At 62.6% G+C, this 23,775-nt stretch carries 24 protein-coding genes; 5 read left to right on the top strand and 19 right to left on the bottom strand.

Going from position 1 to position 23,775, the window contains the following annotated elements; translation table 11 throughout:
- Positions 1-6: 6 nt before the first annotated feature.
- Together NPS58_RS20685 and NPS58_RS20680 are read right to left on the bottom strand one after the other, a co-directional pair.
- Complete coding sequence (locus tag NPS58_RS20685) at positions 7-672, bottom strand: fumarylacetoacetate hydrolase family protein (protein WP_274117144.1); 666 nt, start codon at positions 670-672, stop codon at positions 7-9.
- A 41-nt stretch (positions 673-713) separates the two neighbouring features.
- Positions 714-2,111 carry an FAD-binding oxidoreductase gene (locus NPS58_RS20680; protein WP_274117143.1) on the bottom strand — a complete coding sequence of 466 codons (1,398 nt, stop codon included), beginning with the start codon at positions 2,109-2,111 and terminating at the stop codon, positions 714-716.
- A 173-nt stretch (positions 2,112-2,284) separates the two neighbouring features.
- Here NPS58_RS20680 and serA point away from each other — a divergent pair, with 173 nt between their 5' ends.
- On the top strand, positions 2,285-3,514 hold the full coding sequence (gene serA, locus NPS58_RS20675) for a phosphoglycerate dehydrogenase (protein ID WP_274117142.1): 1,230 nt from the start codon (positions 2,285-2,287) through the stop codon (positions 3,512-3,514).
- Between the two features lie 83 nt (positions 3,515-3,597).
- Here serA and NPS58_RS20670 read toward each other — a convergent pair whose 3' ends face one another.
- Positions 3,598-4,071: a DUF4399 domain-containing protein gene (locus NPS58_RS20670; RefSeq protein WP_274117141.1), complete on the bottom strand. Its 474-nt coding sequence runs from the start codon at positions 4,069-4,071 to the stop codon at positions 3,598-3,600.
- Between the two features lie 228 nt (positions 4,072-4,299).
- Here NPS58_RS20670 and NPS58_RS20665 point away from each other — a divergent pair, with 228 nt between their 5' ends.
- Complete coding sequence (locus NPS58_RS20665) at positions 4,300-5,067, top strand: transporter substrate-binding domain-containing protein (RefSeq protein ID WP_274117140.1); 768 nt, start codon at positions 4,300-4,302, stop codon at positions 5,065-5,067.
- A 47-nt stretch (positions 5,068-5,114) separates the two neighbouring features.
- On the opposite strand, the gene NPS58_RS20660 is transcribed toward NPS58_RS20665, so the two are convergent.
- Together NPS58_RS20660 and NPS58_RS20655 are read right to left on the bottom strand one after the other, a co-directional pair.
- Entirely contained in the window at positions 5,115-5,597 is a 483-nt protein-coding gene (locus NPS58_RS20660; RefSeq protein ID WP_425313105.1) for a DUF523 domain-containing protein, read from the bottom strand.
- A 4-nt stretch (positions 5,598-5,601) separates the two neighbouring features.
- Complete coding sequence (locus NPS58_RS20655) at positions 5,602-6,234, bottom strand: 2OG-Fe(II) oxygenase (RefSeq protein WP_274117584.1); 633 nt, start codon at positions 6,232-6,234, stop codon at positions 5,602-5,604.
- Positions 6,235-6,347: 113 nt separating this feature from the next.
- On the opposite strand from NPS58_RS20655, the gene NPS58_RS20650 reads away from it, so the two are divergent.
- Positions 6,348-7,097 (top strand): DUF2059 domain-containing protein, encoded by a 750-nt coding sequence (locus NPS58_RS20650; RefSeq protein WP_274117138.1) that lies wholly within the window; start codon positions 6,348-6,350, stop codon positions 7,095-7,097.
- On the opposite strand, the gene NPS58_RS20645 is transcribed toward NPS58_RS20650, so the two are convergent.
- Positions 7,098-8,039 carry an alpha/beta hydrolase gene (locus NPS58_RS20645; protein WP_274117137.1) on the bottom strand — a complete coding sequence of 314 codons (942 nt, stop codon included), beginning with the start codon at positions 8,037-8,039 and terminating at the stop codon, positions 7,098-7,100.
- A gap of 97 nt (positions 8,040-8,136) precedes the next feature.
- On the opposite strand from NPS58_RS20645, the gene NPS58_RS20640 reads away from it, so the two are divergent.
- Positions 8,137-8,706, top strand: a complete 570-nt coding sequence (locus tag NPS58_RS20640) for a DUF6436 domain-containing protein (protein ID WP_274117136.1) — start codon at positions 8,137-8,139, stop codon at positions 8,704-8,706.
- Here NPS58_RS20640 and NPS58_RS20635 read toward each other — a convergent pair.
- Entirely contained in the window at positions 8,685-9,251 is a 567-nt protein-coding gene (locus NPS58_RS20635) for a sugar O-acetyltransferase (RefSeq protein ID WP_274117135.1), read from the bottom strand. The two genes, NPS58_RS20640 and NPS58_RS20635, sit on opposite strands and share 22 nt — an antisense overlap.
- 84 nt (positions 9,252-9,335) lie before the next feature.
- On the opposite strand from NPS58_RS20635, the gene NPS58_RS20630 reads away from it, so the two are divergent.
- Complete coding sequence (locus NPS58_RS20630; protein ID WP_274117134.1) at positions 9,336-11,705, top strand: penicillin acylase family protein; 2,370 nt, start codon at positions 9,336-9,338, stop codon at positions 11,703-11,705.
- A gap of 253 nt (positions 11,706-11,958) precedes the next feature.
- Here the strand turns inward: NPS58_RS20630 and NPS58_RS20625 are convergent, their stop codons facing one another.
- The 12 genes from NPS58_RS20625 to oscA form a co-directional block, all read right to left on the bottom strand.
- On the bottom strand, positions 11,959-12,744 hold the full coding sequence (locus NPS58_RS20625; RefSeq protein WP_274117133.1) for a MetQ/NlpA family ABC transporter substrate-binding protein: 786 nt from the start codon (positions 12,742-12,744) through the stop codon (positions 11,959-11,961).
- Positions 12,745-12,872: 128 nt separating this feature from the next.
- On the bottom strand, positions 12,873-13,814 hold the full coding sequence (locus NPS58_RS20620) for a sigma 54-interacting transcriptional regulator (RefSeq protein WP_274117132.1): 942 nt from the start codon (positions 13,812-13,814) through the stop codon (positions 12,873-12,875).
- Between the two features lie 64 nt (positions 13,815-13,878).
- A complete protein-coding gene (locus tag NPS58_RS20615; protein WP_274117131.1) occupies positions 13,879-14,460 on the bottom strand; it encodes an alpha/beta hydrolase in 582 nt (193 codons plus the stop codon).
- 227 nt (positions 14,461-14,687) lie between these two features.
- Entirely contained in the window at positions 14,688-15,089 is a 402-nt protein-coding gene (locus tag NPS58_RS20610) for an ExbD/TolR family protein (protein WP_274117130.1), read from the bottom strand.
- Between the two features lies 1 nt (position 15,090).
- Positions 15,091-15,813 (bottom strand): MotA/TolQ/ExbB proton channel family protein, encoded by a 723-nt coding sequence (locus NPS58_RS20605; protein ID WP_274117129.1) that lies wholly within the window; start codon positions 15,811-15,813, stop codon positions 15,091-15,093.
- Between the two features lie 26 nt (positions 15,814-15,839).
- Entirely contained in the window at positions 15,840-16,622 is a 783-nt protein-coding gene (locus tag NPS58_RS20600; protein ID WP_274117128.1) for an energy transducer TonB, read from the bottom strand.
- A 244-nt stretch (positions 16,623-16,866) separates the two neighbouring features.
- On the bottom strand, positions 16,867-19,209 hold the full coding sequence (locus NPS58_RS20595) for a TonB-dependent receptor (protein WP_274117127.1): 2,343 nt from the start codon (positions 19,207-19,209) through the stop codon (positions 16,867-16,869).
- Between the two features lie 351 nt (positions 19,210-19,560).
- Entirely contained in the window at positions 19,561-20,550 is a 990-nt protein-coding gene (locus NPS58_RS20590) for a sulfate/molybdate ABC transporter ATP-binding protein (protein WP_274117126.1), read from the bottom strand.
- Positions 20,551-20,553: 3 nt separating this feature from the next.
- Positions 20,554-21,426 (bottom strand): sulfate ABC transporter permease subunit CysW, encoded by an 873-nt coding sequence (gene cysW / locus NPS58_RS20585; protein ID WP_274117125.1) that lies wholly within the window; start codon positions 21,424-21,426, stop codon positions 20,554-20,556.
- A 14-nt stretch (positions 21,427-21,440) separates the two neighbouring features.
- Positions 21,441-22,259 (bottom strand): sulfate ABC transporter permease subunit CysT, encoded by an 819-nt coding sequence (gene cysT, locus NPS58_RS20580; RefSeq protein ID WP_274117124.1) that lies wholly within the window; start codon positions 22,257-22,259, stop codon positions 21,441-21,443.
- Between the two features lie 89 nt (positions 22,260-22,348).
- Complete coding sequence (locus NPS58_RS20575; RefSeq protein ID WP_274117123.1) at positions 22,349-23,356, bottom strand: sulfate ABC transporter substrate-binding protein; 1,008 nt, start codon at positions 23,354-23,356, stop codon at positions 22,349-22,351.
- Positions 23,357-23,442: 86 nt separating this feature from the next.
- Complete coding sequence (gene oscA / locus NPS58_RS20570; RefSeq protein ID WP_007941032.1) at positions 23,443-23,625, bottom strand: sulfur starvation response protein OscA; 183 nt, start codon at positions 23,623-23,625, stop codon at positions 23,443-23,445.
- Positions 23,626-23,775: the final 150 nt, after the last annotated feature.

Genomic DNA, 23,775 nt, shown 5'->3' with positions numbered 1-23,775 from the left:
AGGGAATTACAACACCTTGCTTTCGAAACGGCTGGCGCCTGGCAGCTCCAGCACCAACTCATCGCCCGGGTTGAGCGGGCCGACGCCCACCGGGGTACCGGTGAGAATGACATCGCCTGCCTGCAGGGTGAACTGCGAGGCCATGTGCTGGATCATCGGCACGACCGGGTTGAGCATCAGGGCGCTGTTGCCGTCCTGGCGCACCTCGCCGTTGATGGTCAGGCGAATGCCGATATCGGCCAGGTCTTCGAAGGTGCCGCCCGATACGAAGGGCGCCAGCACACAGGCCCCATCGAAGCATTTGGCGCGCTCCCACGGCAGGCCCTTGGCCTTGAGCTCGGCCTGCAGGTCGCGCAGGGTCAGGTCCAGGGCCGGGGCGAAGCCGGAAATGGCATCGAGCACTTCTTCTTCGCTCGGCTCCGGCGACAACGACTTGCCCAGCAACACCGCGATTTCTGCTTCGTAATGCACCGAACCGCGCTCGGTCGGGATCTTGAAGCCGCCATCCACCGGCACTACGCAGCTGCCTGGCTTGATGAACAACAACGGTTCGGTCGGGATCGGGTTGTCCAGTTCCTTGGCGTGCTCGGCATAGTTGCGCCCGATGCACACCACCTTGCCCAGGGGAAAGTGAATACGCGTGCCGTCTACATACTGGTGCTGATAGCTCATTACCGACTCCTGGCGCTATTGGAAGCTCTTGTACTTATAACTCACTCGACCGCGAAGATTTTGCCGGGGTTCATGATCCCGTTCGGGTCGAACACCGCCTTCACGGCTTTCATGTATTCGATTTCAGCGGGCGATCGGCTGTAGGTCAGGTAATCCCGCTTGGTCATACCCACGCCATGTTCGGCAGAAATCGAACCGTTGTACTTCTGCACGATCTCGAACACCCACTTGTTCACCTTGGTGCACTTGGCGAAGAACTCGTCCTTGCTCAAGGCATCGGGCTTGAGGATGTTCAGGTGCAGGTTGCCGTCGCCGATGTGGCCATACCAGACCACTTCGAAATCCGGGTAGTTTTGTTCTACGATCGCATCAATATCCCGCAGGAATGCCGGCACTTTCGAAACAGTCACCGAGATGTCGTTCTTGTACGGCGTCCAGTGCGAGATGGTTTCGGAGATGTACTCGCGCAGCTTCCAGAGGTTCTGCAACTGCTGTTCGCTCTGGCTCATCACCCCATCGAGTACCCAGCCTTGCTCCACGCAGTGCTCGAAGGTGGCCAGGGCTTCATTGGCCACTTCTTCATTGCTGGCTTCGAACTCCAGCAGGGCATAGAACGGGCAAGGCGTGTCGAACGGTGCGGGAACATCGCCGCGGCCCATGATCTTGGCCAGGGCCTTGTCGGAGAAGAATTCGAAGGCGGTGAGGTCGAGCTTGTCGCGAAAGGCATGCAGCACCGGCATGATCGAATCGAAGTCGGGCGTGCCCAGCACCATCGCGGTGAGATTGTTCGGCGCCCGGTCGAGGCGCATGGTCGCCTCGACCACAAAGCCCAGGGTGCCCTCGGCGCCGATGAACAGCTGGCGCAGGTCGTAACCGGTGGCGTTCTTGACCAGGTCCTTATTCAGCTCGAGCAGTTCGCCCTTGCCGGTGACCACTTTCAGGCCGGCGACCCAGTTACGGGTCATGCCGTAGCGAATGACCTTGATACCGCCGGCATTGGTGCCGATATTGCCGCCAATCTGGCTTGAACCTGCGGAGGCGAAGTCGACGGGGTAGTACAAGCCCTTGTCTTCGGCAAAGTTCTGCAGTTGCTCGGTGACCACGCCCGGCTGGCAGACCACGGTGCGGTCGAACTCATCGAACGCCAGGATCTGGTTCATGTAGTCGAACGACACGACCACTTCGCCATTGGCCGCCACTGCCGCCGCCGAAAGCCCGGTGCGACCGCCCGATGGCACCAGGGCAACCTTGTGCTGGTTGGCCCAGCGGACGATGGCCTGGACCTGTTCGGTGCTCTTGGGGAATACGACAGCCCGCGGCGCCGGGGCGAAATGCTTGGTCCAATCCTTGCCATATGCTTCGAGGGAAGCCGCATCAGTCAGCATCTTGCCCGGCTCAACCAGGGTCATCAGCTCATCAAGCAACGCAGAATCGGTCATCGACAGAACTCTCGAACTATTCATAGTCACCCTGAGCACTCTTCACGTGCCAGGGATGGGCGTATCGGGGGGTACTCATGCTAGCATACGCCCCCCGCTGATCGTGCCTTGAGGCCGATACTGCGAGCGCTTCACTTCCCTGCCATTTTTCTCCGGGACACAGGTTTACGCAGATGAGCAAGACTTCTCTCGATAAGAGCAAGATCAAGTTCCTTCTTCTCGAAGGCGTCCACCAATCCGCCGTGGACGTCCTCAAGGCCGCCGGGTACAGCAACATCGAGTACCTCACTGGCTCCCTGCCAGACGCCGATCTGAAGGAAAAGATCGCTGATGCCCATTTCATCGGCATCCGCTCACGCACTCAACTGACCGAAGAGGTTTTCGACTGCGCCAAGAAACTGGTCGCTGTCGGCTGTTTCTGCATCGGTACCAACCAGGTCGACCTGGAAGCCGCTCGCGAGCGCGGTATCGCGGTGTTCAACGCACCCTACTCCAACACCCGTTCGGTCGCCGAGCTGGTGCTGGCCGAAGCGATCCTGCTGCTGCGCGGCATCCCGGAGAAAAACGCCTCCTGCCACCGTGGCGGCTGGATCAAGAGCGCAGCCAACTCCTTCGAGATCCGCGGCAAGAAGCTGGGCATCGTCGGCTACGGCTCGATCGGTACCCAACTGTCGGTTCTGGCCGAAGGCCTGGGCATGCAGGTGTACTTCTACGACACCATTACCAAGCTGCCGCTGGGTAATGCCACTCAGGTAGGCAACCTGCACGAGCTGCTGGCGATGTCCGACATCGTTTCGCTGCACGTACCGGAAACCGCCGCCACCCAGTGGATGATGGGCGAGAAGGAAATCCGTGCCATCAAGAAAGGCGGCATCCTGATCAACGCCGCCCGCGGCACCGTGGTCGAGCTGGATCACCTGGCCGCCGCAATCAAGGACAAGCACCTGATCGGCGCGGCCATCGACGTATTCCCGGTGGAGCCACGCTCCAACGACGAAGAGTTCGAAAGCCCGCTGCGTGGCCTGGATAACGTGATCCTGACCCCGCATATCGGTGGTTCCACCGCCGAGGCCCAGGCAAACATCGGCCTGGAAGTAGCCGAGAAGCTGGTCAAGTACAGCGACAACGGTACTTCGGTATCGTCGGTCAACTTCCCTGAAGTGGCCCTGCCGGCGCACCCAGGCAAGCACCGCCTGCTGCACATCCACGAAAACATTCCAGGCGTACTCAGCGAGATCAACAAAGTCTTCGCCGAAAACGGTATCAACATCTCCGGTCAGTTCCTGCAGACCAACGAGAAAGTCGGTTACGTGGTAATCGACGTTGACGCCGAGTACTCGGATCTGGCGCAAGAAAAACTGCAACAGGTCAAGGGCACCATTCGTTCCCGCGTACTGTTCTAAGTTATTCAGGCGACAAAAATCGCGGGGCCAGCCCGCTCCTACCTTGCGTAGGAGTAGGCTGGCCCCGCGATCGTTTTAAGCGGTTACTTAACAGTAACGGTGATCTTCTTCGATTCGACGCTTGGCTTGAAAGGCACATGGAACTTGTCGCCCAGCACCAGTTGCAGGGTGTGCTTGCCGGGTGTCAGGGTCAGTTCGACTTCGGTTTGCGCCTTGCCAAAGTGCAGCACTTGCGGGCCGGCTGGCAGAGGTGCCTTGTTTTCCGGCAGCAGGCTGGTCGGCAGTACCTGGTCGGCAGCCGGTTCGTTGTCAACGTCTACCAGCAGGTGGTGATGGCCGGTGTGCGGGGTCTGGTCACCCGCAGGCTTGAGCGCCATGCCTTCGATGCCGAATTTGACGGTGAAGGTCTTGTCGACCGTCGCGCCATCGGCAGGGGAAACGATGAAGACCTTGGCATCTTTCGGCGGCTCCTGGCTCTTCAGGCCTTCAGCGGCGGCAAATACCGAGACTCCCATCAGCAAGCCGGCGACGGCAGCACGCGAAACTAGGCTTTTCATTCACTTCTCCTGTGATTTACTTCAAACCCGTTGCCACTGAAACGTATGACAACGATCTGTAACCATAGAACAAATGAATCAAAATATGTTCAGGAATGCCGCGGGAAAATATTTCTCCCGGTATCAAACATCCTGGAAAGGATGCGGTCCTAAGTTGCGCGCGACCGTGGCATCATCACAAAGCGACGGCGACTGACATTTTTACTGCCAAAGGATTAAGGGGCTTAGATGCGTTTGACCACAGGAGTACTGCTTGCCACCCTGCTCAGCCCATGGGCGCATGCAGAACTGATCGACGACATCAATGACCGCGGAGAACTTCGCATTGCCGTCGAAGCCAACATGGCGCCGTTCAACTTCAAGAAAGAAGAGAAACTGGCCGGCTTCGAGATCGAACTGGGGCAACTACTGGCACATGAGCTGGATGTGCGCGCCGAGTTCGTCGTCACCGATCGCGACGACTTGCTGCCAGGCGTCGAAAGCGGCAAGTACGACATCGCCCTGAACCACATCGCCGTTACCCCGCAACTCAAGGAACGCCTGGATTTCAGCGAGCCGTATGGCTACTCCAGCGCCCAGTTGATCGTGCGCAAGGAAGAAAAGCGCCCGCTGAGCACTCTTGATGCACTCAAGGGCCATAGCCTGGGTGTGGTCCAGGGCAGCCAGTTCGCCGAACAGGCGCGTGGGGTCGAAGGCGTTGACCTGCGCAGCTACCCTGAGGCGACCCAACCGATCAAGGACGTGGCCAACGATCAGATCGACGCGGCCATCAGCGACCGCCTGCTGGTGCCCTATGCCATTCGTGACAGCGAGCAACCGGTAACCAAGGGCGCTACCGTCGGGCCGATCCTCAGCCTGGCGATTCCGTTCCAGAAAGGTAACCCGGCCTTCCAGAGCGCTGTAGACAACGCCCTGCAACGAATCAAGGCCGATGGCCGGCTGAGCGAACTGTCGCAGAAGTGGTTCGGAATGGATGCCAGCAAGCCGCCCAAATGACAGATCGCGGGGCAAGCCCGCTCCCACACCTTGCCCCGCGAAACCCGCTACAGCCGCCCCAGCGCCAACTCGGCCGCCTCAAGCTCCAGCTCACTGAACACCAGCACCCCTTCCCGGCGCAGCAATGCCGTCGTCACGCCCTCGCCCGCTACCTTGGTGCCGCTGAAGGTACCGTCATAGGTCAATTGGTTGCCACACGACGGGCTGCCGGCCTTGAGCACCGCAATGCGAATGCCATGCTTGCGCACCAACTCCAGCGCCAACTGCGCGCCCGCGACAAACTGCGCGGTGACATCCTCGCCCCCTACCGTGATGACCTGCGCCTCGCCCTCCAGCACCGCCCCGCCCTGGCCACCGGGAATCTCCGCCGGTGGCCGTGGGGTCGGCAAGCCGCCCGCCACTTCCGGGCACAAGGGCACAATCCGGCCTTCGCCTTGCCATTGCTGCAACAAATCGGGATGACCACTGGAGCGCCCGTCATAACGCACCGGCTGGCCCAGCAGGCAGGCGCTGACCAGGACCTTGTGCAGCAGCTTAGAAGGGTTCGTTGCCACGACGGCGGAACCAGCCGGTAAGCGACAACCGCTCGCGTTGAGCCGGCAGCACTTCATGGGGAATGTCGCCCGAGAGGAACACCACCAGGCAGCCACCGATGGGCTGCACGTCATGCTCCACGTCGTTCTTCAGGGTCATGCGCAACTGCCCGCCATCCTCCGGCAGCCATTCGGGATTGAGGTAGATCACCGCCGAGACCATACGCCGGTCGTCGTCGCGAAAACGGTCGAGGTGCTTGCGGTAGAACGCGCCTGGCGGGTACAGGGCAAAGTGGCACTCGAAGTCTTCCAGCCCCAGGAACAGGCCGCGGTTGAGCGCCTCGCGCAGGCTGTCCATCAGGTTCAGGTACTGATCGCAGCACTCGGCCTGGCCGGGTTCGAGCCACTGGATGTGGTCGCCGCGAATACCTTCACGCACCTCCTGGGAGGGCCCGCGGCCTACGGCCGCCGGCGCCAGCTCACCTTCGGCCGCACGTTTGCGGCACTCAGCCGCCAGCGCCAGGGTCAAAGGCCCTGGCAGGAAGATGTTCTCCTGCGACCAGCCACAGGTGGCCAGGTCGTCGACGATGCGCAACAGCAGCGGGTGATCAGAAGGTAAGTGCATGGCGCGCATAGTATCCATGTGCTGCGAAATCCGACAGCGCCACTTGGCCGAGAGTATGCAATGGCGTCTCGACAAAGCCCGGCCGGGCCAAGACAATAGCGCCCTGCCGACAGGAGTCCTGAATGCGCCGTTTGTTTTTTCTGCTGATGATGATCTGCACCACGCCTGTCTGGGCAGACAGCCTCGACCAACTCTACAAGGTCGCCGGCTGGCCTGAGCAGCGCGCCCACTTTACCGATGCCCTCGATGCCGCCCAGCAGCGCTATCGCAACAGCTTGCCGCCTGCCGTTTACCAGGCACTGGTCAATAACAGCAACCAGCGCTTCCAGGCCCAGGCCGTGGACAAGCGCGCGCAGGCACAATTGCGCGCCAACCTGAGCAACCCGGTGCCGGCACTGGCCTTTTTCGAGTCGCCCCTGGGGCGCAAGATCGTCGCGGCCGAGCTGCTGGCGACCCGTCGCGACCAACTGGCCAAGAACGCCAAGGGCCTGCCCAAGGTCGAGGCCAGCGACGACCGCCTGCTGATCATCGGCCACCTGGCCCAGGCCCTGCCTGCCCGCGAGGCCGGCGCCGAAGTCAGCCTGGCCATTGCCGGGGTTGCCGCCGACAGCTTGAGCCAGATGATCCCCGGCCTGCTCGGTGGCGGTCAGGCCCAGAGCCTGCTCGATGGCCAGCGCCAGCGCCTGATGTCGCAGATCGGCAGCGAACTGAACAACACCCTGCTGTACGTCTACCGCGACCTGACCGACGCCGAACTGGAAGCCTTCGCCACCTTCGCCGAGTCCAACGAAGGCCAGGCGTACTACAAGGCCGCGCTGGCTGCCATTCGCGCAGGCCTGGCGGTGGGGCAGAACACCTCGGAGCTGAAGTGATCAGCCCAAACGCTGGTCGATAAAGTCGAAGTAGCGCTGCCGGATCGCCGGCAGCTCGTTGGCCAGGTGGTGCCGTGCCTCGGGGATCAACAGGATCTCGGGCTCGGCGAACTTCTCCCGCAGAACCTTGAGGTTGTACGGCCAGTCCACGGTCATGTCCGACTCGCCCTGGATGATCAACGGCCGCCGCGCACTGGCAGGCGCCGCCTCGATGCGCTTGACCCACGCCACCAGCGCCCCCACCCAGGCGGTCGGCAAGCGTCGTGGCTGCAGCGGGTCGGCCTGCAGGAACGGCAGGAAGGTGGGGTCGTTGGAGTTCTCACTGAAGCGTCGCTCAATGCCTTTGACGAAGGGCCGCAGCAGGCGATAGCTGAGTTTCGACCAGCGCCACGAGCGCGGCCGCACCAAGGGTGCCAACAGAATCACCTGCCCCTGGGCCGGGCTTTGCCCCCCACCGTGCAGCAGGTGGTCGATGACGATCGCCCCGCCGGTACTCTGCCCACACAAGTGCCAGGGTTGTGGGAGCCCCAGGGCGCGGCCCTGCTCGAACAGCGCCTGCAGGACCTGCTGGTAGGCGGCGAAATCGTCGATACTGGCCCGCTCGCCGCTGGACAGGCCATGACCCGGCAAGTCACAGGCAATTACCGCGTAGTCCTGGTCCAGCGCCCAGTCGATGACATGGCGGTACAAGCCCATGTGGTCATAGAAACCATGCAGCATCACCAGGGTCGCCACCGGCGTGGCAGGCAGCCAGACCTGCCCGACCAGTTCGAACCCCGCGGCCTCGAAACGACCCAGCCAGCGCTGTGGCTGGACCTTGCGCGCCGGCAGGTCGAGCCCGTAGTAGCGCTGATAGGCCTGGGCCTGCGTCGACAGTGGCTGACGCGCAACCAGAGGCGAGAGGCTGGCGCGTAACGAGTCAGGCTGAAATGACGCAGGCATAAGCATTTCCGAACACAAGAAGCGGGATATTGACCTGTGATATTCAGCTGTCGCCGGCAGCATGGCAAGCTAGGCGACATTTTCCGGAAACCCTCCCATGCGCGCACCCACCACCCGAACCCTGCTCGGCCTGCTCGTCACCGCTCTCTGCGCTGTTGGCCTGTGGTGGGCCTATGACGGTTTCCAAAGCCGCTACCTGCGTACCTTCGACAACCAGACCGCACTGTTTTCCGGCGATCACCTGCAACTGCCAGACGCCATCGCCGGCCCCGGGCCGATCCGCCTGGTGCACTTCTGGGACCCGGCCTGCCCGTGCAATGTCGGCAACCAGCAGCACCTGGCCGAGCTGATCGAGCACTTTGGCCCTCAAGGCGTTGAGTTCTATGCCGTGCAAAAGCCCGGCAGCCGTGGCCAGTTGCCGGCCACCCTGGGCGCACTCAAGCCCTTGCCCGCGCTGCCCGGCGCCGAACACCTGCCCGCCAGCCCCGCCGTGGCGATCTGGGACCGCCAGGGCAACCTGGCCTACTTCGGCCCCTACAGCGAGGGGGCTACCTGTAATTCGAGCAACAGCTTTATCGAGCCCATTCTTCTGGCACTGAGCCAGGGTCGATCGGTCAGCGCCACCCACACAATGGCGGTGGGCTGCTACTGCCCCTGGGATAACTGACGCACCCGCGCCGGGTTGCCCACCACCGTCGCACCCGCCGGTACATCCCGGGTCACCACGCTGCCGGCCCCAATCACCGCGTTATCCCCCACCGTAACCCCCGGCAAGATGATCGCCCCGCCACCGATCCACACGTTGTTGCCGATCGCCACTGGTCGACCGCTTTCCAGGCCGCTGCGGCGCAACGCGGGGTCCATCGGGTGGTCGGCCGTATAGATCTGCACCGCAGGGCCGATCTGGCAGTCGTCGCCGATGCGCACCGGGCACACATCGAGGATCACGCAGTTGAAGTTCATGAACACGTTTTGGCCAACGCTGATGTTGTAGCCGTAGTCGCAATGGAACGGTGGGCGAACGACCGCGCCCTCACCCACTTCGCTGAAGTGCTCCAGCAGCAGGCCATGACGGTAGTCGTTGAGCTGGTCGGCACTGCTGTTGTAGCGGTGCATCCACAGCTTGTTGGCGACCTGTTCGGCCTGCAGCTCCGGGCACGTGGCGCGGTAGAGCTGGCCGGTGAGCATTTTCTGTTTTTCGCTAAGGTCCATGTTGCCTCCTTTGGGACTATCCTCTGTGCGCGAATACCTCGATGATCGGACCACACTATCCGCCAAAACGTACAAGGAGTTCCGATGAAGCGCAGCCTGACCTTCCTCGCCGTGGCCATTGCCGCGGCGGCCGGCGGCGGTTATTGGTATGTGCAGGGCAAGTTGCCGCAGCGCGAGGGCGAGGTGGCCCTGGCCAGCCTGCAGGCCCCGGTCAGCGTGCACTACGACGATCGCGGCGTGCCGCATATCCAGGCCCAGAACGAGATCGACCTGTACCGCTCCCTGGGCTACGTGCATGCCCAGGACCGCTTGTTCCAGATGGAGATCGTCCGGCGCCTGGCCCGTGGCGAACTGGCCGAGATCCTCGGCAGCAAGCTGGTGCCCACCGATACCCTGTTCCGCGCCTTGCGCATCCGCGAGCAGGCCGAGCGCTATGTCGAGCGCCAGGACAAACAGTCACCGGCCTGGCTCGCACTTCAGGCCTACCTCGATGGCGTCAACGCCTGGCAGGCCAGCCATCCCAAGCCCATGGAATTCGATGTGCTGGGCATCACCCCGCGGCCCTTCACCGCGCAAGACACCCTGAGCATCGCCGGCTACATGGCCTACAGCTTTGCAGCAGCGTTTCGCACCGAACCGGCCATGACCTATGTACGCGACCAACTGGGCGCCGAGTACCTGAACATCTTCGACCTTGGCTGGAACCCGCAGGGGGCCGTGCAGAGCAGCCCGCCGCTGGCCGCTGCCGACTGGAAAAGCCTTGAACACCTGGCCCGGGCCAGCCAGCAGGCCCTGAGCGAAGCCGGCATTCCTCAATACGAAGGCAGCAACGCCTGGGCCGTTTCAGGCAGTCGCACCCGCAGTGGCAAGCCGCTGCTGGCAGGCGACCCGCACATCAGCTTTGCGGTGCCAGCGGTGTGGTACGAAGCCGAGCTGTCGGCGCCCGGCTTCAACCTGTACGGCTATCACCAGGCACTCAATCCGTTCGCATCGCTTGGGCATAATCGCCAGTTCGGCTGGAGCCTGACCATGTTCCAGAACGACGATGTCGACCTGATCGCCGAACAGGTAAACCCCGACAACCCCGACCAGGTGCGCATCAACGGCCAGTGGCAACCGTTGACCGTCACCCAGGACAGCATCGCGGTGAAAGGTGAAGCACCGGTCACCATCACCCTGCGCCGCTCGCCCCACGGGCCGATCGTCAACGATGTGATCGGCAGTAATGCAGGGCCCACGCCGATTGCCATGTGGTGGGCGTTCCTTGAAACCGAGAATCCGATTCTCGACGGCTTCTACCAGGTCAACCGCGCCGACACCCTGGACAAAATGCGCGCTGCCGCCGCGAAGATCCAGGCACCCGGGCTCAACCTGGTATGGGCCAATGCCAGCGGCGATATCGGTTGGTGGGCCGCCGCGCAACTGCCGATTCGCCCGGAGGGGGTCGACCCGACCTTCATCCTCGATGGCAGCACGCCCCAGGCCGACAAGCTTGGCTTCTACCCGTTCAGTGCCAACCCGCAGCAAGAGAACCCGGCCAGCGGCTATATCGTCTCGGCCAACTTCCAGCCGCCCGCCGCCCTGCCGATTCCGGGCTACTACAACCTTGCCGATCGAGGCCAGCAGCTGGATCGCCACCTGGCCGACCCGCAAATCAAGTGGGACACCCAGAACAGCCAGGCGCTGCAGCTCGACACCGCCACCGGCTACGGCCAACGGACCCTGGCGCCGTTGCTGGGCGTGCTGCGCGAAGTGGCCCAGGGCGACCAGGAAAAGGAGCTGGTCGAGCAACTGGCCGGCTGGAGCGGCGACTATCCGCTGGATTCAGTCAGCGCCACGCTGTTCAACCAGTTCCTCTACGACCTGGCCTACGCCGCGATGCATGACGAGCTGGGCGATGCCTGGTTCCAGACACTGATCAGCACCCGCGCCATCGACGCTGCCCTGCCTCGCCTGGCCGCCGATGCCGAGTCGCCCTGGTGGGGGCAGCACGGCAGCAGCGAGCATGGCAGTCGCAGCGAAGCCGTGAAACGGGCCTGGCAAGCCAGCCTTGCGCACCTGCGCGAAACACTGGGCAACAACCCATCGGACTGGCAATGGGGCAAGGCGCATACCCTGACCCATAACCATCCACTGGGGCTGCAGAAGCCATTGAACCTGCTGTTCAACGTCGGCGCCTTTGCCGCGCCGGGTAGCCATGAAGTGCCGAACAACCTGTCGGCAAAAATTGGCCCGGCCCCCTGGCCTGTCACCTATGGGCCCTCTACCCGACGCCTGATCGACTTCGCCGATGCCGGGCAGGCGTTGACCATCAACCCGGTGGGGCAAAGCGGCGTGCTGTTCGACAAGCACTATGCCGACCAGGCCAAGGACTACATCGAGGGGCAGTATCACCGGGCGCAGCTGGGGGATGCGGCGGCGAGGAGCACCTTGAGGCTGGTGCCTGGGCGCTAGGGGCTTCGCGGGGCCAGCTCGCTCCTGCAAGCGATTGCAATTTCATTGAGGGCGCCGGGATCTTTCAGCCAGGCGCGCACTCCAAGCGCTATCGCGTCTCCCTCAAGGCAGAACACCACAATGAACAACACTGCGCACCACGATCCCCAGGACCTGTTGAAACTCTTGGCTGCGCTGATGCGCGCCGTGCGCAAAAACGCCGACGCGGCATAGCCTGCGTCGGCGTTTTTCGGGCGATCCGGACTGCGGCGACTTAGAACGCCGGCAGTACCGCACCGCTGTACTTCTTCTCGATGAAGCTCTTCACTTCAGGGCTGGTCAGGGCCTTGGCCAGCTTCTGGATCGCCTCGCTGTCCTTGTTGTCCGGACGGGCCACCAGGAAGTTCACGTACGGCGAATCGGCACCTTCGATCACCAGGGCGTCCTTGGCCGGATTCAAGCCGGCTTCCAGGGCGTAGTTGGTGTTGATCATGTCCAGGTCCACCTGATCCAGCACGCGCGGCAGCATGGCCGACTCAAGCTCGCGGAATTTCAGTTTCTTCGGGTTCTCGGCGATGTCTTTCGGGGTCGCCAGGGCGTTCTTCGGATCCTTGAGGGTGATCAGGCCCGCCTTCTGCAACAGCAGCAGGGCACGACCGCTGTTGCTGCCTTCGTTAGGAATGGCGACGGTGGCGCCGTCCTTGAGCTCGCTCAGGCTCTTGACCTTCTTGGAGTAGCCGCCGAAAGGTTCGACGTGAACGCCGATCACGGTTTCCAGGTGAGTGCCTTTGCCTTCGTTGAAGTTTTTCAGGTATGGCAGGGTCTGGAAGTAGTTGGCGTCCAGGCGCTTCTGGTCGACCTGCACGTTAGGCTGCACATAATCGGTGAACACCTTGATCTCCAGGTCCACACCTTCTTTGGCCAGGGTCGGTTTGATCAGCTCGAGAATCTCGGCATGCGGTACAGGGGTAGCGGCAACTACCAGTTTCTCGCCCGCCTGGGCAAAACCTGCAACCGACAGAGCGGCCGCCAGAGCAGTGAACAACAGAGCCTTTTTCATGCGCAGTCCTTATTCGAATACGTGGCCATCGGTCGACGGCAAATTTGGTTGCCAGCACTTTGCTAGCTGGCGTGAAGCGGACAATACCGAGATTCTTTATGCCGTAACAATATCTTTTACTTAGCTGCTTATGCCTTTTTTAACGACAGCCGCAACAATGCCTGTTCCAGCAATCCCTGCAATGCACTGTGCTCTCCCGCCTCGACCCGCTCACACAATTGTTCGAGCTGCCTGGCCAGCCCTTGCAGCGGTGTGGGCAGATTCAGGTGCTGGGGCAGAATCTCTGCGCCACTGCTGACCAGCAAGGCGAAATGAATGACGTTTTCCAGCTCGCGAGTATTGCCCGGCCAGCTGTGCAGCTCCAGAACCCGCTGCGCCGCTTCACTGATCAATGGCACCGGCAGGTTCAGCCGCGGGCTGTAGATGCCGACGAAATACTCGGCCAGCGGCAGAATGTCGCCCACCCGCTCACGCAATGCCGGCAGCTCCAACCGGCCCTCGCGCAGGTAGTGGTAGAGACGGTCGTGGAATTTGCCGGCATTTACCGCCTCGCCCAGGTCAATGCTCGATGCCGCCACCAGGCGGACATCCACCGGGTGGGGTTGCTGCGCGCCAACGCGAGTGACTTCATGGTTTTCCAGGGCCGCGAGCAGCTTGACCTGGATCGCCAGGGGCAAGTCGGCAATCTCGTCCAGGTACAGGGTGCCGCCGTTGGCCGAGCCGAACCAGCCGGCCCGGCTGCTGGCCGCTCCAGGGTGGGCGCCGGCGCTGTAGCCGAACAGTTCGGCGTCGGCGTAGGTGGGGCTGATGGCAGCGCAGTTGACTGAAACGAACAGGCCGCCACGATCGCTGGCGCGGTGGATCTGCCGGGCCAGCAGTTCCTTGCCGGTGCCGGTCTCGCCGCGAATCAGCACCGGCAATGCAAGCGGCGCCAGCAGTTCCAGTTCTGCGCGCAGTTGCCGCGAACGCGGGTCGACGAACACCAGCGCCTTGGCGCGGATGCTCAGCGGGCTTTTGTCCTGTTCAGGGAAGGTCAGCAAGGGCTGGCCCAAGGTGTCATGGATACTCATGGCAAACTCCCGCCCTCGGCACCTGAGGCCGGGCGTCGGATCTGGCGAAGGTCAGCGCCCGCAATCAGGCGCGGCGAAGGGCGTGTTGTTCCAGGCGGTTCTGCAGACGGTACAGGTAGGCGAAGCCTTGTTCCCAGCGACGGTGGCCGGACTTGACGTTGATGTGCCCGGCGCCGGCCAGAAAGCCCGCCTCGGCGCCCCACGCCCTGGCCAGTTGCATGGCACGCGGGGCACTCACGGCCGGGTCGTTGTCGGAGCTGACCACCTGGCTTGGGAACGGCAGCAACTGCTGTGGAATCGGCGCGAAGTTGCGCAGCGCCTGGGCGCAGGTCGGACGCTCGACATCGGCCGGGGCCACCAGCAATGCGCCACGAACGCGACGCAGCAAACTCACACTGGCTTGCGCTGCCCAATGGGCGACGGTGATGCAACCAAGACTGTGGGCAATCAGGATCACCGGCGAATCGTCGGCGGCCACGGCCTGCTCCAGCGTCGCGACCCAATCCTCACGCTTTGGCGTCAGCCAGTCGGCCTGCTCGACCCGTGCGCTGTTGGGCAATACCTGCTGCCAGTGACTCTGCCAATGATCCTCTGGCGAACCTTGCCAGCCCGGCACAATCAGGTAACGGATCGACTCATTGCGCATGGGAACGCCTCCTGCTGGTTTGCGTGCATGAGGCCAAGTATAGGGAGGCAGTTATATTCGTAAAGGAATAAGAAGCTATTTATTAATAACCAAAATGCAAGCTGTAGGCGCGGGCTTGCCCCACGATAGCGTTCTGTCAGGTATATCGCTATCGCGGGGCAGGCCCGCGCCCACGAAAAAAAGGGACCATCCCCTGCCACGGAAATGGTCCCTGAAGCCTTGCCTGTTCAGCGGGCGGTGATCACCGCCAGCTTGGTAATGCCCGCGCGCTCGATGGCGGCCATGGCCCGTGCCACCTCGCCATAGTTCACGCCGTCGTCGGCCTGCAGTTGCACACGCAGCTCCGGGTCCTTGGCCTTGGCGGTCTGCAGGCTGGTTTCCAGCAGTTCGGGCTGGATCTCGTCCTTGTTGATGAACAACTTGCCGCCGCCGTCGATGCTCACCACCAGCGGGTCCTTCTGCTCCACCGGCGCCACGGCCTCGGTCTTGGGCAGGTTGATGGGAATGGCGTTGGTCAGTAGGGGCGCGGTGACGATGAACACCACCAGCAGCACCAGCATCACGTCCACCAGTGGCGTTACGTTGATCTCGCTGAGTACTTCGTCGCTGTCCTGGGTCGAGAAGGCCATGTCAGGAAGCCTCCTTCACTCTTTGCGCGCTGGTCCCGGCTGCCTTGTAGGCCGCAGGGTGGACCAGCACGCGGAAGGCACTCTTCTGCGCCAGGCTGTAGAAGTCGTGGGCAAAGTCATCGAGGTCGGCAGCGGTAAGCTTCAGGCGGCGCAGGAAATAGTTGTAAACCAGCACCGCGGGTACCGCGACGGCGATCCCCACACCGGTGGCCACCAGCGCCGCACCAATCGGACCGGCCACGGTTTCAAGGCTGGCTGAACCCGCTGCGCTGATGCCCTTGAGGGCTTCCATGATGCCCCAGACCGTACCGAACAGGCCGATGAAGGGCGAGGTGCTGCCGATACTGGCAACCACGGCAAGCCCGGTTTCCAACGAGCGGCGCTCACGCACGATCTGCTGGCGCAGAGCGCGCTCCAGGCGGTCCTGGTGATTGATGGCCTGGCTCAGGTCGCTGGCCTGGCCAGGCTCACCGACGGCAATGGCGGCGTAGCCGGCCTGGGCTACACGGGCAGCCGCTCCGGGCTGGGAATCACTCAGTTCTGCTGCGGCGTCCAGGCTGGATGCCGCCCAGAACTGCTTGTGGAAGCGCTTGTCCTGGTTCTTCAAGCGTACGAACTGCACGCCCTTGACCAGGGCCAGGCCCCAGGTGATGACAGAGAAGCCCACCAGCAGCCAGATCACCGCGCTTTCGATGGATTCGAGGGGGGATGCCAATAACGTCATGTCAGTACTCTCTCTGTTAGCGCGAATTAGTGAATCTTGAATTCGATCGGGACGCTGACCCAGCCGTCCTGGGCGACCTCGCCCTGCTTGGCCGGCACAAAGCTCCAGCGCTTGACCGCCGCCAGCGCGGCATCGTCGAGCGCCTGGCGACCACTGCTTTTCTGCAACTGGATCTCACCCGGCTTGCCACTGGCCAATACATGCACCCGCAGCAGCACCGTGCCTTCCCAGCCGCGACGGTGGGCCAGTGCCGGGTACTCCGGCGCCGGGTTCTTCAGGTACCCGGCGTTGGCCGAGGCCGGTGTCACCGGTGCCGGTGCAGGCGGCGCCGGTGGCGCGACCGGCTTGGGCGGTGCCGGTGGTTGCTCGACGGCCTTGGGCACGGGCTTGGGCACGGGCTTGGGTTTAGGCTTGGGCACCGGCTTGGGCGCGGGTTTGGCCGCCAGCTCATCAACCACTGGTGGCGGCGGCTCCACCACCGCCGGCGGTGGCGCGGGTGGTGGGGGTTGCACTACCGGCGGCGCCGGTTGGGAAAACTCGATGGTCATCGGTGGAATTTCCGGCGGCACCACGGGCAGCACCGGCGCCGGCGCCTGGCTGACCCAGTAAGCCACCGCGCCATGCAGGGCCAGGGCGAAAATGCCCAACAGGACTTTTTCCCGGCGGCCCAGCGCGCTTTTGGGGGTGCGCTGCAGGCGCTGGTACGCCAGCGCAAGGCGGTGTGGTCGGCCGAAGTCGACCAGTTCGCCGCTCGGCGTCTGGCGCCAAAGCACATCGAGCGCGGTGGCGGCGGTCTGGACATTACCCATTGATCAACTCCTGGGATCTCTTTCGTTTCATCGAAGGCAGCTCATTTGCCGTCGCTGGGATGGATCATCACTGCGCACTACTTATTTCTTAAAGTAATCTTTGAAGTTATGAATAGAAGATTAAGGAATATAAAAGTCGACCCTTGCCCTCAACGCCGCGCCGTTCAAGGCCTGGCGCCAGGCGCCCGATTCGCCATGCCTGCACGGCATTGAAAGTATTCAGCGCAGGCATGGAAAACCGTCCTTAAAAGTCGTAGCGACCGGTCAGGCCCAAGGTTCTTGGCGTGCCAATCAGCCCTTCATAGCCGCCGTTGGCGGCGCTCCAGAGGGTGGTGTAGTAGGTCTTGTCGAAGGCGTTCTTCAGCCACAGCGAGACATCCCACTGGCCCTGCCCGAGGTCGCCGCGCAAACCCGTCGAGAGGTTGACCACGGCATAGCTAGGGATCTGCGCGAAGTCGGAATCCTCCACCGTACCCACCGCCTTGGAGCGGAACGCATAACTGGCCGTCACGTAGGGCTGCAGACCGTTATCCAGGTCCCATTGGTACTGGCCGTTGGCGTTGCCGATCCACTTCGAGGCACCGACCACCTGGTGCCCGGTGAGGTCGCAAGCTGCCGGCGCCCCTGGCTGCAAGGCGACTTCCGGAGCGCACGGAGCATCTTTGTAGGAGAGGTACCGCACATCGTTGTAGGAGCCGTTGAGGTTCAACGTCAGGCCGCGCAGCGGTACCAGGGTGCTTTCCACCTCCACCCCGCGCGAGCGCACGGAGCCTGCGTTGGTCAGGTACTGGACGCGGTTGGCTTCGTCATAGGCGTTGGTCTGGTAGCCGTGGACCTCGGTCCAGAACAGGTTGGCGTTCAGTTGCAGGCGGCGGTCCCACAGCGTGCTCTTGAGGCCAAGCTCTGCGTTGTTGGCGCGCTCGGTGCCCACCAGCAGCGAGTCGGCGCCGGCAACCGGCGCGGTGGCCACGGCCAGGTTCACCCCACCAGATTTCTCGCCGTGGGACAGGGTGGCGTAGCCGAGCAGGTCGTCGGTAAAGCGGTAGCTCAAGTTCAACAAGCCCGAGGGGCTGAAGCTGTACTGGTTCAGGTCGCCCGAGTCATAGGCGCCTACACGCCCCTGCCGAGCGGCCGCAGCTGCCCCGCTGACGGCCGCGCCGCCCACCGGCGCGGCGCGATCGACCCAGGCGCTTTTCTCTTCGTAGGTACCGCGAATGCCCGCGGTGAAATCCAGTCGCTCGGTGAGATGCCAGGTGCCCTGGGCGAACAAGGCGAAGCTGTCGGTGTTGATATGCCCTTTGCCCAGGGTGGTGACATTGGCCAGGGCGCCCACCGGGGTGCCATTCCAGATATCCGCCTGGGGACCGTAGTAAACGAAGGATTTGTTATCCAGGTCGGAGCCGAAGTAGTAGGCGCCCAACACGTAGTCGAAGAACCCGCCGGTCGGCGATGCCAGGCGAAACTCCTGCGAATACTGTTTATCGCGCACCGAGACGCCGGAGTTGTAGGCCGCCGGCACGTTCAAGCCCTCGTCGTTGCGCGGGGTGAAATTCCACCAGCGGTAGGCGCTGACCGAGGTCAGGGTGAAGTCGTTGTCCAGGGTCCAGTTAGCTTCCAGCGAGGTGCCACCCTGGAACACCGTGACCTGTTGGTCGGTGTCGAGATTGACCTTGCGCTTGCTGCCATCGATCAGCGTGGCCCCCGCCGCCTGGGCCCGGGCTTCGTAGCGGTTGACGCCATTGATGGTCGGGCCGGTGCTGAACAGCAGGCGGGTACCGGCGCTGGAGTCCTCTTCGTTGTAGTCGCCGATCCAGCGCAGGTTGAACTGCTCGCTGGGCTTGTACAGCAATTGACCACGAAAACCCTGGCGCGCACCGCCATTGAGGGTGTGGCCGTCGTACTCGTTCTTGATGTCGCCGTCGTTACGGGTGCGGTAGGCCGAGATACGTCCGGCCAGGGTTTCGCTCAACGGGCCCGACAACGTGCCCTTGGTCTGGAAATAGCCATCCTCGCCCACCGAGGTCTCGATGCTGCGCTCCGGCGTGAAGCTCGGTGCGCGGGTGCTGATGTTGATGACGCCCGCCGTGGTGTTCTTGCCGAACAGGGTGCCCTGTGGACCGCGCAGCACTTCCAGCTGCTCGATGTCCATCAGATCGAATACCGCCATCCCCGGCCGCCCCAGGTAGACGTTGTCCAGATACAGACCGACGCTGCCTTCCAGGCCGTCGCTGGCCGGGTTGTTGCCCAGGCCGCGGATCGACACGCTGGACTGGCGTGCATGCATGTAGGCCACGTTGACGCTGGGCACCAACTGCTGCAGGTCCTGGATGCGGTACACCCGCTGGCTTTCCAGGGCCTGGCCGTCGAGCACGCTGATGGGCGTCGGTACGCTCTGGGCGCTCTCTTCGCGGCGGCGGGCGGTCACGGTAACGGTCTTGAGCTGGCTGTCGCTGGCCCTGGCCTCGGTCTTCTCGGGCGTTGCCGCCTGGGCCGGCAACCAGTGCGCGCTGCCCGCCAGCAGCAAGGCCAGGGGCAGGCGCTGGAGTCGCCTCGATGAAAGTGGTGCGGCGCGAAGGGACGGGCTCATGGACGGCTCCTGATCAGGAAGGCATATTCCTGTTAGTTATTTATTTATTAATTGAAATATTCATATTGAATAAGAGATTGCCTTTATAAGGAGTCCACCCAAGGCACGGCAAATGCCTTTGGCCGATACTTTTCATGAGGAAAATGCATTAGCGGGATTTAGGCGCAGGCACGGGCGGGCCTGCCGGAAGGCGGGATTTTTAGCGGGGGGAAATAATGAGCGCGGAACTCGCGGGAGCGGGACTTGCCCGCGATCGGCCGCACCGCGGCCGTAAACCAGGCAACCCCTGATCTGCAGGCTGCACTGGCCTCATCGCCGGCAAGCCGGCTCCCACATTGCCCCGCGAATGCGTCAGAGGTTGGCGACTTTCTGCCAGACCTTGGGCTTGAAGAACAATGTCTCGCCACGGGCCAGCCCGGTCAGGCTGTCGTGATCCTTGACCACTTCGGCCTCGATCAGGTCGCTCTGTCCTTCTACCTTCAAGGTCACCCGGGTAGTGGCGCCCAGCGGCCGGATATCACGCACTTCAGCCGCATGGTGACCTTCGATTTCATGCCGCGACAGCGATACTTCATGCGGGCGGAACAGCACGTGATGACCTTCGCTCAGGTGCAGTCGGTTGGAGTCTCCCAAAAAGTGATAGACGAAATCACTGGCCGGGTTCTCGTACACCTCGCCGGGCGAACCGATCTGCTCGATCACCCCCTTGTTCATCACTACGATGCGGTCGGCGACTTCCATGGCCTCTTCCTGGTCGTGAGTCACGAACACCGAGGTCAGGTTGATGTCTTCGTGCAGGCGCGCCAGCCAGCGGCGCAGCTCTTTACGCACCTTGGCATCCAGGGCGCCGAAGGGTTCGTCGAGCAGCAGCACCTTGGGCTCCACGGCCAGGGCACGGGCCAGGGCGATACGCTGGCGCTGGCCGCCGGACAGCTGCTCGGGGTAGCGGTCGCTGAGCCAGTCGAGCTGGACCATGTTCAGCAGTTCATGGACCTTCTCGGCAATCCTGCTTTCGGTCGGGCGCTCGCCCTTGGGCTTCATGCGCAAACCGAAGGCGACGTTGTCGAACACGCTCATGTGGCGGAATAGCGCGTAGTGCTGGAACACGAAACCGACGTTGCGATCACGCACGTCGTGACCGGACACATCCTCACCGTGGAACACGATGCTGCCCTGGTCGGGAGTTTCCAGCCCCGCGATGATCCGCAGCAAGGTGGTTTTGCCACAGCCGGACGGTCCAAGCAGGGCCACCAGCTCGCCGCTGTGGATATCCAGGTTGATGCTGTCCAGGGCCTGGAAAGCGTTGAAGCGCTTGCTGACGTTACGAACTTCGATCGACATGAATTATTCCTCCGCTGCGCTGTGGCGCAGACGGTTAATGCGGGACTCGCTCCACTGCTTGAGCAGCAGGATGAAGAGCGCCAGGATCAGCAACAGGCTGGCCACGCTGAAAGCCGCGACATGGTTGTATTCGTTGTAGAGGATCTCGACGTGCAGCGGCAAGGTGTTGGTCACCCCGCGAATGTGCCCGGAAACCACCGACACCGCACCGAACTCACCCATCGCCCGCGCGGTACACAGCACCACGCCGTAGATCAGGCCCCATTTGATGTTGGGCAGGGTCACGTGCCAGAACATCTGCCAGCCGTTGGCCCCGAGCAGGCGCGCGGCTTCTTCTTCCTGGGTGCCCTGCTCCTGCATCAGCGGGATCAGCTCACGCGCCACGAAAGGCACGGTGACGAAGATGGTCGCCAGCACGATGCCCGGCAAGGCGAAGACGATCTGGATGTCGTGATCCTGCAGCCATGGCCCGAACAGGCCCTGGGCGCCGAACATCAACACATAGACAAGACCGGCGATCACCGGCGACACCGAGAACGGCAGGTCGATCAAGGTGACCAGGATGCTCTTGCCGCGGAAGTTGTACTTGCTCACACACCAGGCCGCGCTGACCCCGAACACCAAGTTCAGCGGCACCGAGATGGCCACCGCGATCAGGGTCAGCTTGAGGGCCGACAGCGCGTCGGGCTCGAAGATTGCCTCGAAGAACGTACCCAGGCCCATCTTCAGGCCCTGGGACACCACGATCACCAGCGGAAGCAGCAGGAACAGGCCGAAGATCAGCCAGGCAAGACCGATCAGGATTCGCCGCGATGTAGCGCTGCCGCGGCGGGCGGCATTGGCCGAAGCGGCCGCGCCAATTGTAGATGCAGACATGGACGTGGCCTCCTTCAAGGGGTTTCGATGCGCCGCTGCAGCAAGTTGATCAGCAGCAACAGGATGAAGGAAACCACCAGCATCAGCACGCCGATAGCGGTGGCGCCGGTGTAGTCGTATTGGTCGAGCTTGACCATGATCAGCAACGGCAGGATCTCGGTTTTCATCGGCATGTTGCCGGCGATGAAGATCACCGAGCCGTACTCACCGACACCGCGGGCGAAGGCCAGGGCAAAGCCGGTCAGCCAGGCAGGCAGCAGGGCCGGCAGCAGCACGTAGCGGAACACTTGCAGCGGCTTGGCGCCCAGGCAGGCGGCGGCTTCTTCGACTTCGCGCGGGATGTCGGCCAGTACCGGCTGCACCGTACGCACCACGAACGGCAAGGTCACGAAGGTCAGTGCCAGGGTGATGCCCAACGGGGTGTAGGCGATCTTGAAGCCCAGGTCCGTGGCGAACTGGCCGACCAGGCCTGCCGGCGCATACAACGCGGTCAGGGCGATACCGGCAACGGCGGTGGGCAAGGCGAACGGCAGGTCGATCATCGCCTCGATGATCTTGCGGCCCGGGAAGGTGTAGCGCACCAGCACCCAGGCCAGCAGGGTGCCGATGATGCCGTTGATGATGGCGGCGAACAGCGCGGTACCAAAGCTCAGCTTGAGCGCGGCGAGAACACGCGGCGCACTGACGATGGCCCAGAACTGCTCCCAGGTGAGTTGGGCGGCATGCACGAACATGGCCGCCAGCGGTATGAGCACAATCAGACTGAGGTACACCAAGGTGTAGCCCAGCGTCAGCCCGAAGCCGGGTATGACGGGGGAGATACGACGTGACATAAAGGTCCCTGGTTGAACGCACGAAGCCCGGGACAAAATCCCGGGCCCATGCTGGCTACTGAACGGCGATTATCCTGACGGGCATGTAATCACTGCGCCGTGTAGATCTGGTCGAACACACCACCATCGTTGAAAAACTTGGGTTGGGCAGTTTTCCAGCCACCGAAGTCTTTGTCGATAGTCACCAGGTCCAGATTCGGGAACTGCTTGGCGTATTCGGCAGCAACCTTGGTGTCACGCGGGCGGTAGAAGTTGTCGGCGGCGATTTTCTGGCCGGCCGGACTGTACAGGTGCTCGAGGTAGGCCTTGGCGATCTCGGTATTGCCTTTCTTCTCGGCATTCTTGTCGACCACGGCCACCGGTGGCTCGGCAAGAATCGACAGCGACGGCACGACGATCTCGAACTTGTCGCTGCCACCGTCTTCCTTGAGGGCCAGGAAGGCTTCGTTTTCCCAGGCCAGCAGCACGTCACCCTGCCCGTTGTTGACGAAGGTGATGGTCGAGCCGCGGGCGCCGGTGTCCAGTACCGGTACGTGCTTGAACAGTTGTTGCACGTATTCCTGGGCCTTGGCTTCGCTGCCACCGGCCTTCAGGCCGTAGGCCCAGGCGGCGAGGAAGTTCCAGCGCGCACCGCCGGAGGTTTTCGGGTTCGGGGTAATGACCGAGACATCTTTCTTGATCAGGTCGCCCCAGTCCTTGATGCCTTTGGGGTTGCCCTTGCGGACCAGGAACACGATGGTCGAGGTGTAGGGCGTGCTGGCTTGCGGCAGGCGGTTCTGCCAGTTCTCCGGCAAGGTCTTGCCGAGCTTGGCCACTTCGTCGATGTCGCCGGCCAGGGCCAGGGTCACCACGTCGGCGCGCAGGCCGTCGATCACCGCCCGGGCCTGCTTGCCCGATCCACCGTGGGACTGCTGGATCTTCACCTTGTCGTCCGGATGAGCCTGCTGCCAGTGCTTGATGAACTCGGCGTTGTACTGCTGGTACAGCTCGCGGGTCGGGTCGTAGGACACGTTCAACAGCTCGTAATCCTTGGCGATGGCGGAACCGGTAAACACGGCACTGGCAAGGGCAGCCAGGGCATAACGGCGGATGGACATGGTGAAGCTCCCGATTGGCGTATTTTTTTAATTGGGTGGCGCGTTTATCGCGGGGCAAGCCCGCTCCCACAGGTCCCGCCGCTGTATCAGCTGGGCTTGTTGCCGGGGTTTTGCAGTCGGAACTTTTCCTTGCGTTCGATCTGGACGACCTGGGCGTTGTGCACGGTGATCTCCACCGCACCAAACCGCAGGTCGCGCAGGGCGCTCTGGATTTCGCGCAGAATGGTGGCTTCGTCCTGACCGTCAACGCTACGCAGAGATGCGCTCATGCTCGTGCTCCTGTGAACTAAGAGGTGCCGTGCAGAAGCGTGAGTGAGAAAGCGACTGCGCCTGGCTTGAGGGCAATCTTAGGGGGGCGTGAATATTCTTAAAAATACTATTTAAGAATTTTTATATAACCAAAAATAAACGCGGGACAA

This window comes from Pseudomonas putida (genome assembly GCF_028682455.1).
Lineage (GTDB): Bacteria > Pseudomonadota > Gammaproteobacteria > Pseudomonadales > Pseudomonadaceae > Aquipseudomonas > Aquipseudomonas putida_AA.
The sequence above is the reverse complement of the archived record's forward strand: the minus strand, read 5'-3'. Positions and strand labels throughout refer to the sequence as shown.

Coding starts and splice junctions, on each gene's coding strand:
- NPS58_RS20625 (WP_274117133.1), bottom strand. CDS start 12,744: ATGAAAAAGGCTCTGTTGTTCACTGCTCTGGCGGCCGCTCTGTCGGTT.
- NPS58_RS20605 (WP_274117129.1), bottom strand. CDS start 15,813: ATGACGTTATTGGCATCCCCCCTCGAATCCATCGAAAGCGCGGTGATC.
- NPS58_RS20590 (WP_274117126.1), bottom strand. CDS start 20,550: ATGTCGATCGAAGTTCGTAACGTCAGCAAGCGCTTCAACGCTTTCCAG.
- NPS58_RS20615 (WP_274117131.1), bottom strand. CDS start 14,460: ATGCGCAATGAGTCGATCCGTTACCTGATTGTGCCGGGCTGGCAAGGT.
- NPS58_RS20665 (WP_274117140.1), top strand. CDS start 4,300: ATGCGTTTGACCACAGGAGTACTGCTTGCCACCCTGCTCAGCCCATGG.
- NPS58_RS20630 (WP_274117134.1), top strand. CDS start 9,336: ATGAAGCGCAGCCTGACCTTCCTCGCCGTGGCCATTGCCGCGGCGGCC.
- NPS58_RS20595 (WP_274117127.1), bottom strand. CDS start 19,209: ATGAGCCCGTCCCTTCGCGCCGCACCACTTTCATCGAGGCGACTCCAG.
- serA (WP_274117142.1), top strand. CDS start 2,285: ATGAGCAAGACTTCTCTCGATAAGAGCAAGATCAAGTTCCTTCTTCTC.
- NPS58_RS20655 (WP_274117584.1), bottom strand. CDS start 6,234: ATGCGCGCCATGCACTTACCTTCTGATCACCCGCTGCTGTTGCGCATC.
- cysT (WP_274117124.1), bottom strand. CDS start 22,259: ATGTCACGTCGTATCTCCCCCGTCATACCCGGCTTCGGGCTGACGCTG.
- cysW (WP_274117125.1), bottom strand. CDS start 21,426: ATGTCTGCATCTACAATTGGCGCGGCCGCTTCGGCCAATGCCGCCCGC.
- NPS58_RS20650 (WP_274117138.1), top strand. CDS start 6,348: ATGCGCCGTTTGTTTTTTCTGCTGATGATGATCTGCACCACGCCTGTC.
- NPS58_RS20610 (WP_274117130.1), bottom strand. CDS start 15,089: ATGGCCTTCTCGACCCAGGACAGCGACGAAGTACTCAGCGAGATCAAC.
- NPS58_RS20620 (WP_274117132.1), bottom strand. CDS start 13,814: ATGAGTATCCATGACACCTTGGGCCAGCCCTTGCTGACCTTCCCTGAA.
- NPS58_RS20685 (WP_274117144.1), bottom strand. CDS start 672: ATGAGCTATCAGCACCAGTATGTAGACGGCACGCGTATTCACTTTCCC.
- NPS58_RS20640 (WP_274117136.1), top strand. CDS start 8,137: ATGCGCGCACCCACCACCCGAACCCTGCTCGGCCTGCTCGTCACCGCT.
- NPS58_RS20575 (WP_274117123.1), bottom strand. CDS start 23,356: ATGTCCATCCGCCGTTATGCCCTGGCTGCCCTTGCCAGTGCCGTGTTT.
- NPS58_RS20600 (WP_274117128.1), bottom strand. CDS start 16,622: ATGGGTAATGTCCAGACCGCCGCCACCGCGCTCGATGTGCTTTGGCGC.
- NPS58_RS20670 (WP_274117141.1), bottom strand. CDS start 4,071: ATGAAAAGCCTAGTTTCGCGTGCTGCCGTCGCCGGCTTGCTGATGGGA.
- NPS58_RS20645 (WP_274117137.1), bottom strand. CDS start 8,039: ATGCCTGCGTCATTTCAGCCTGACTCGTTACGCGCCAGCCTCTCGCCT.
- oscA (WP_007941032.1), bottom strand. CDS start 23,625: ATGAGCGCATCTCTGCGTAGCGTTGACGGTCAGGACGAAGCCACCATT.
- NPS58_RS20635 (WP_274117135.1), bottom strand. CDS start 9,251: ATGGACCTTAGCGAAAAACAGAAAATGCTCACCGGCCAGCTCTACCGC.
- NPS58_RS20680 (WP_274117143.1), bottom strand. CDS start 2,111: ATGACCGATTCTGCGTTGCTTGATGAGCTGATGACCCTGGTTGAGCCG.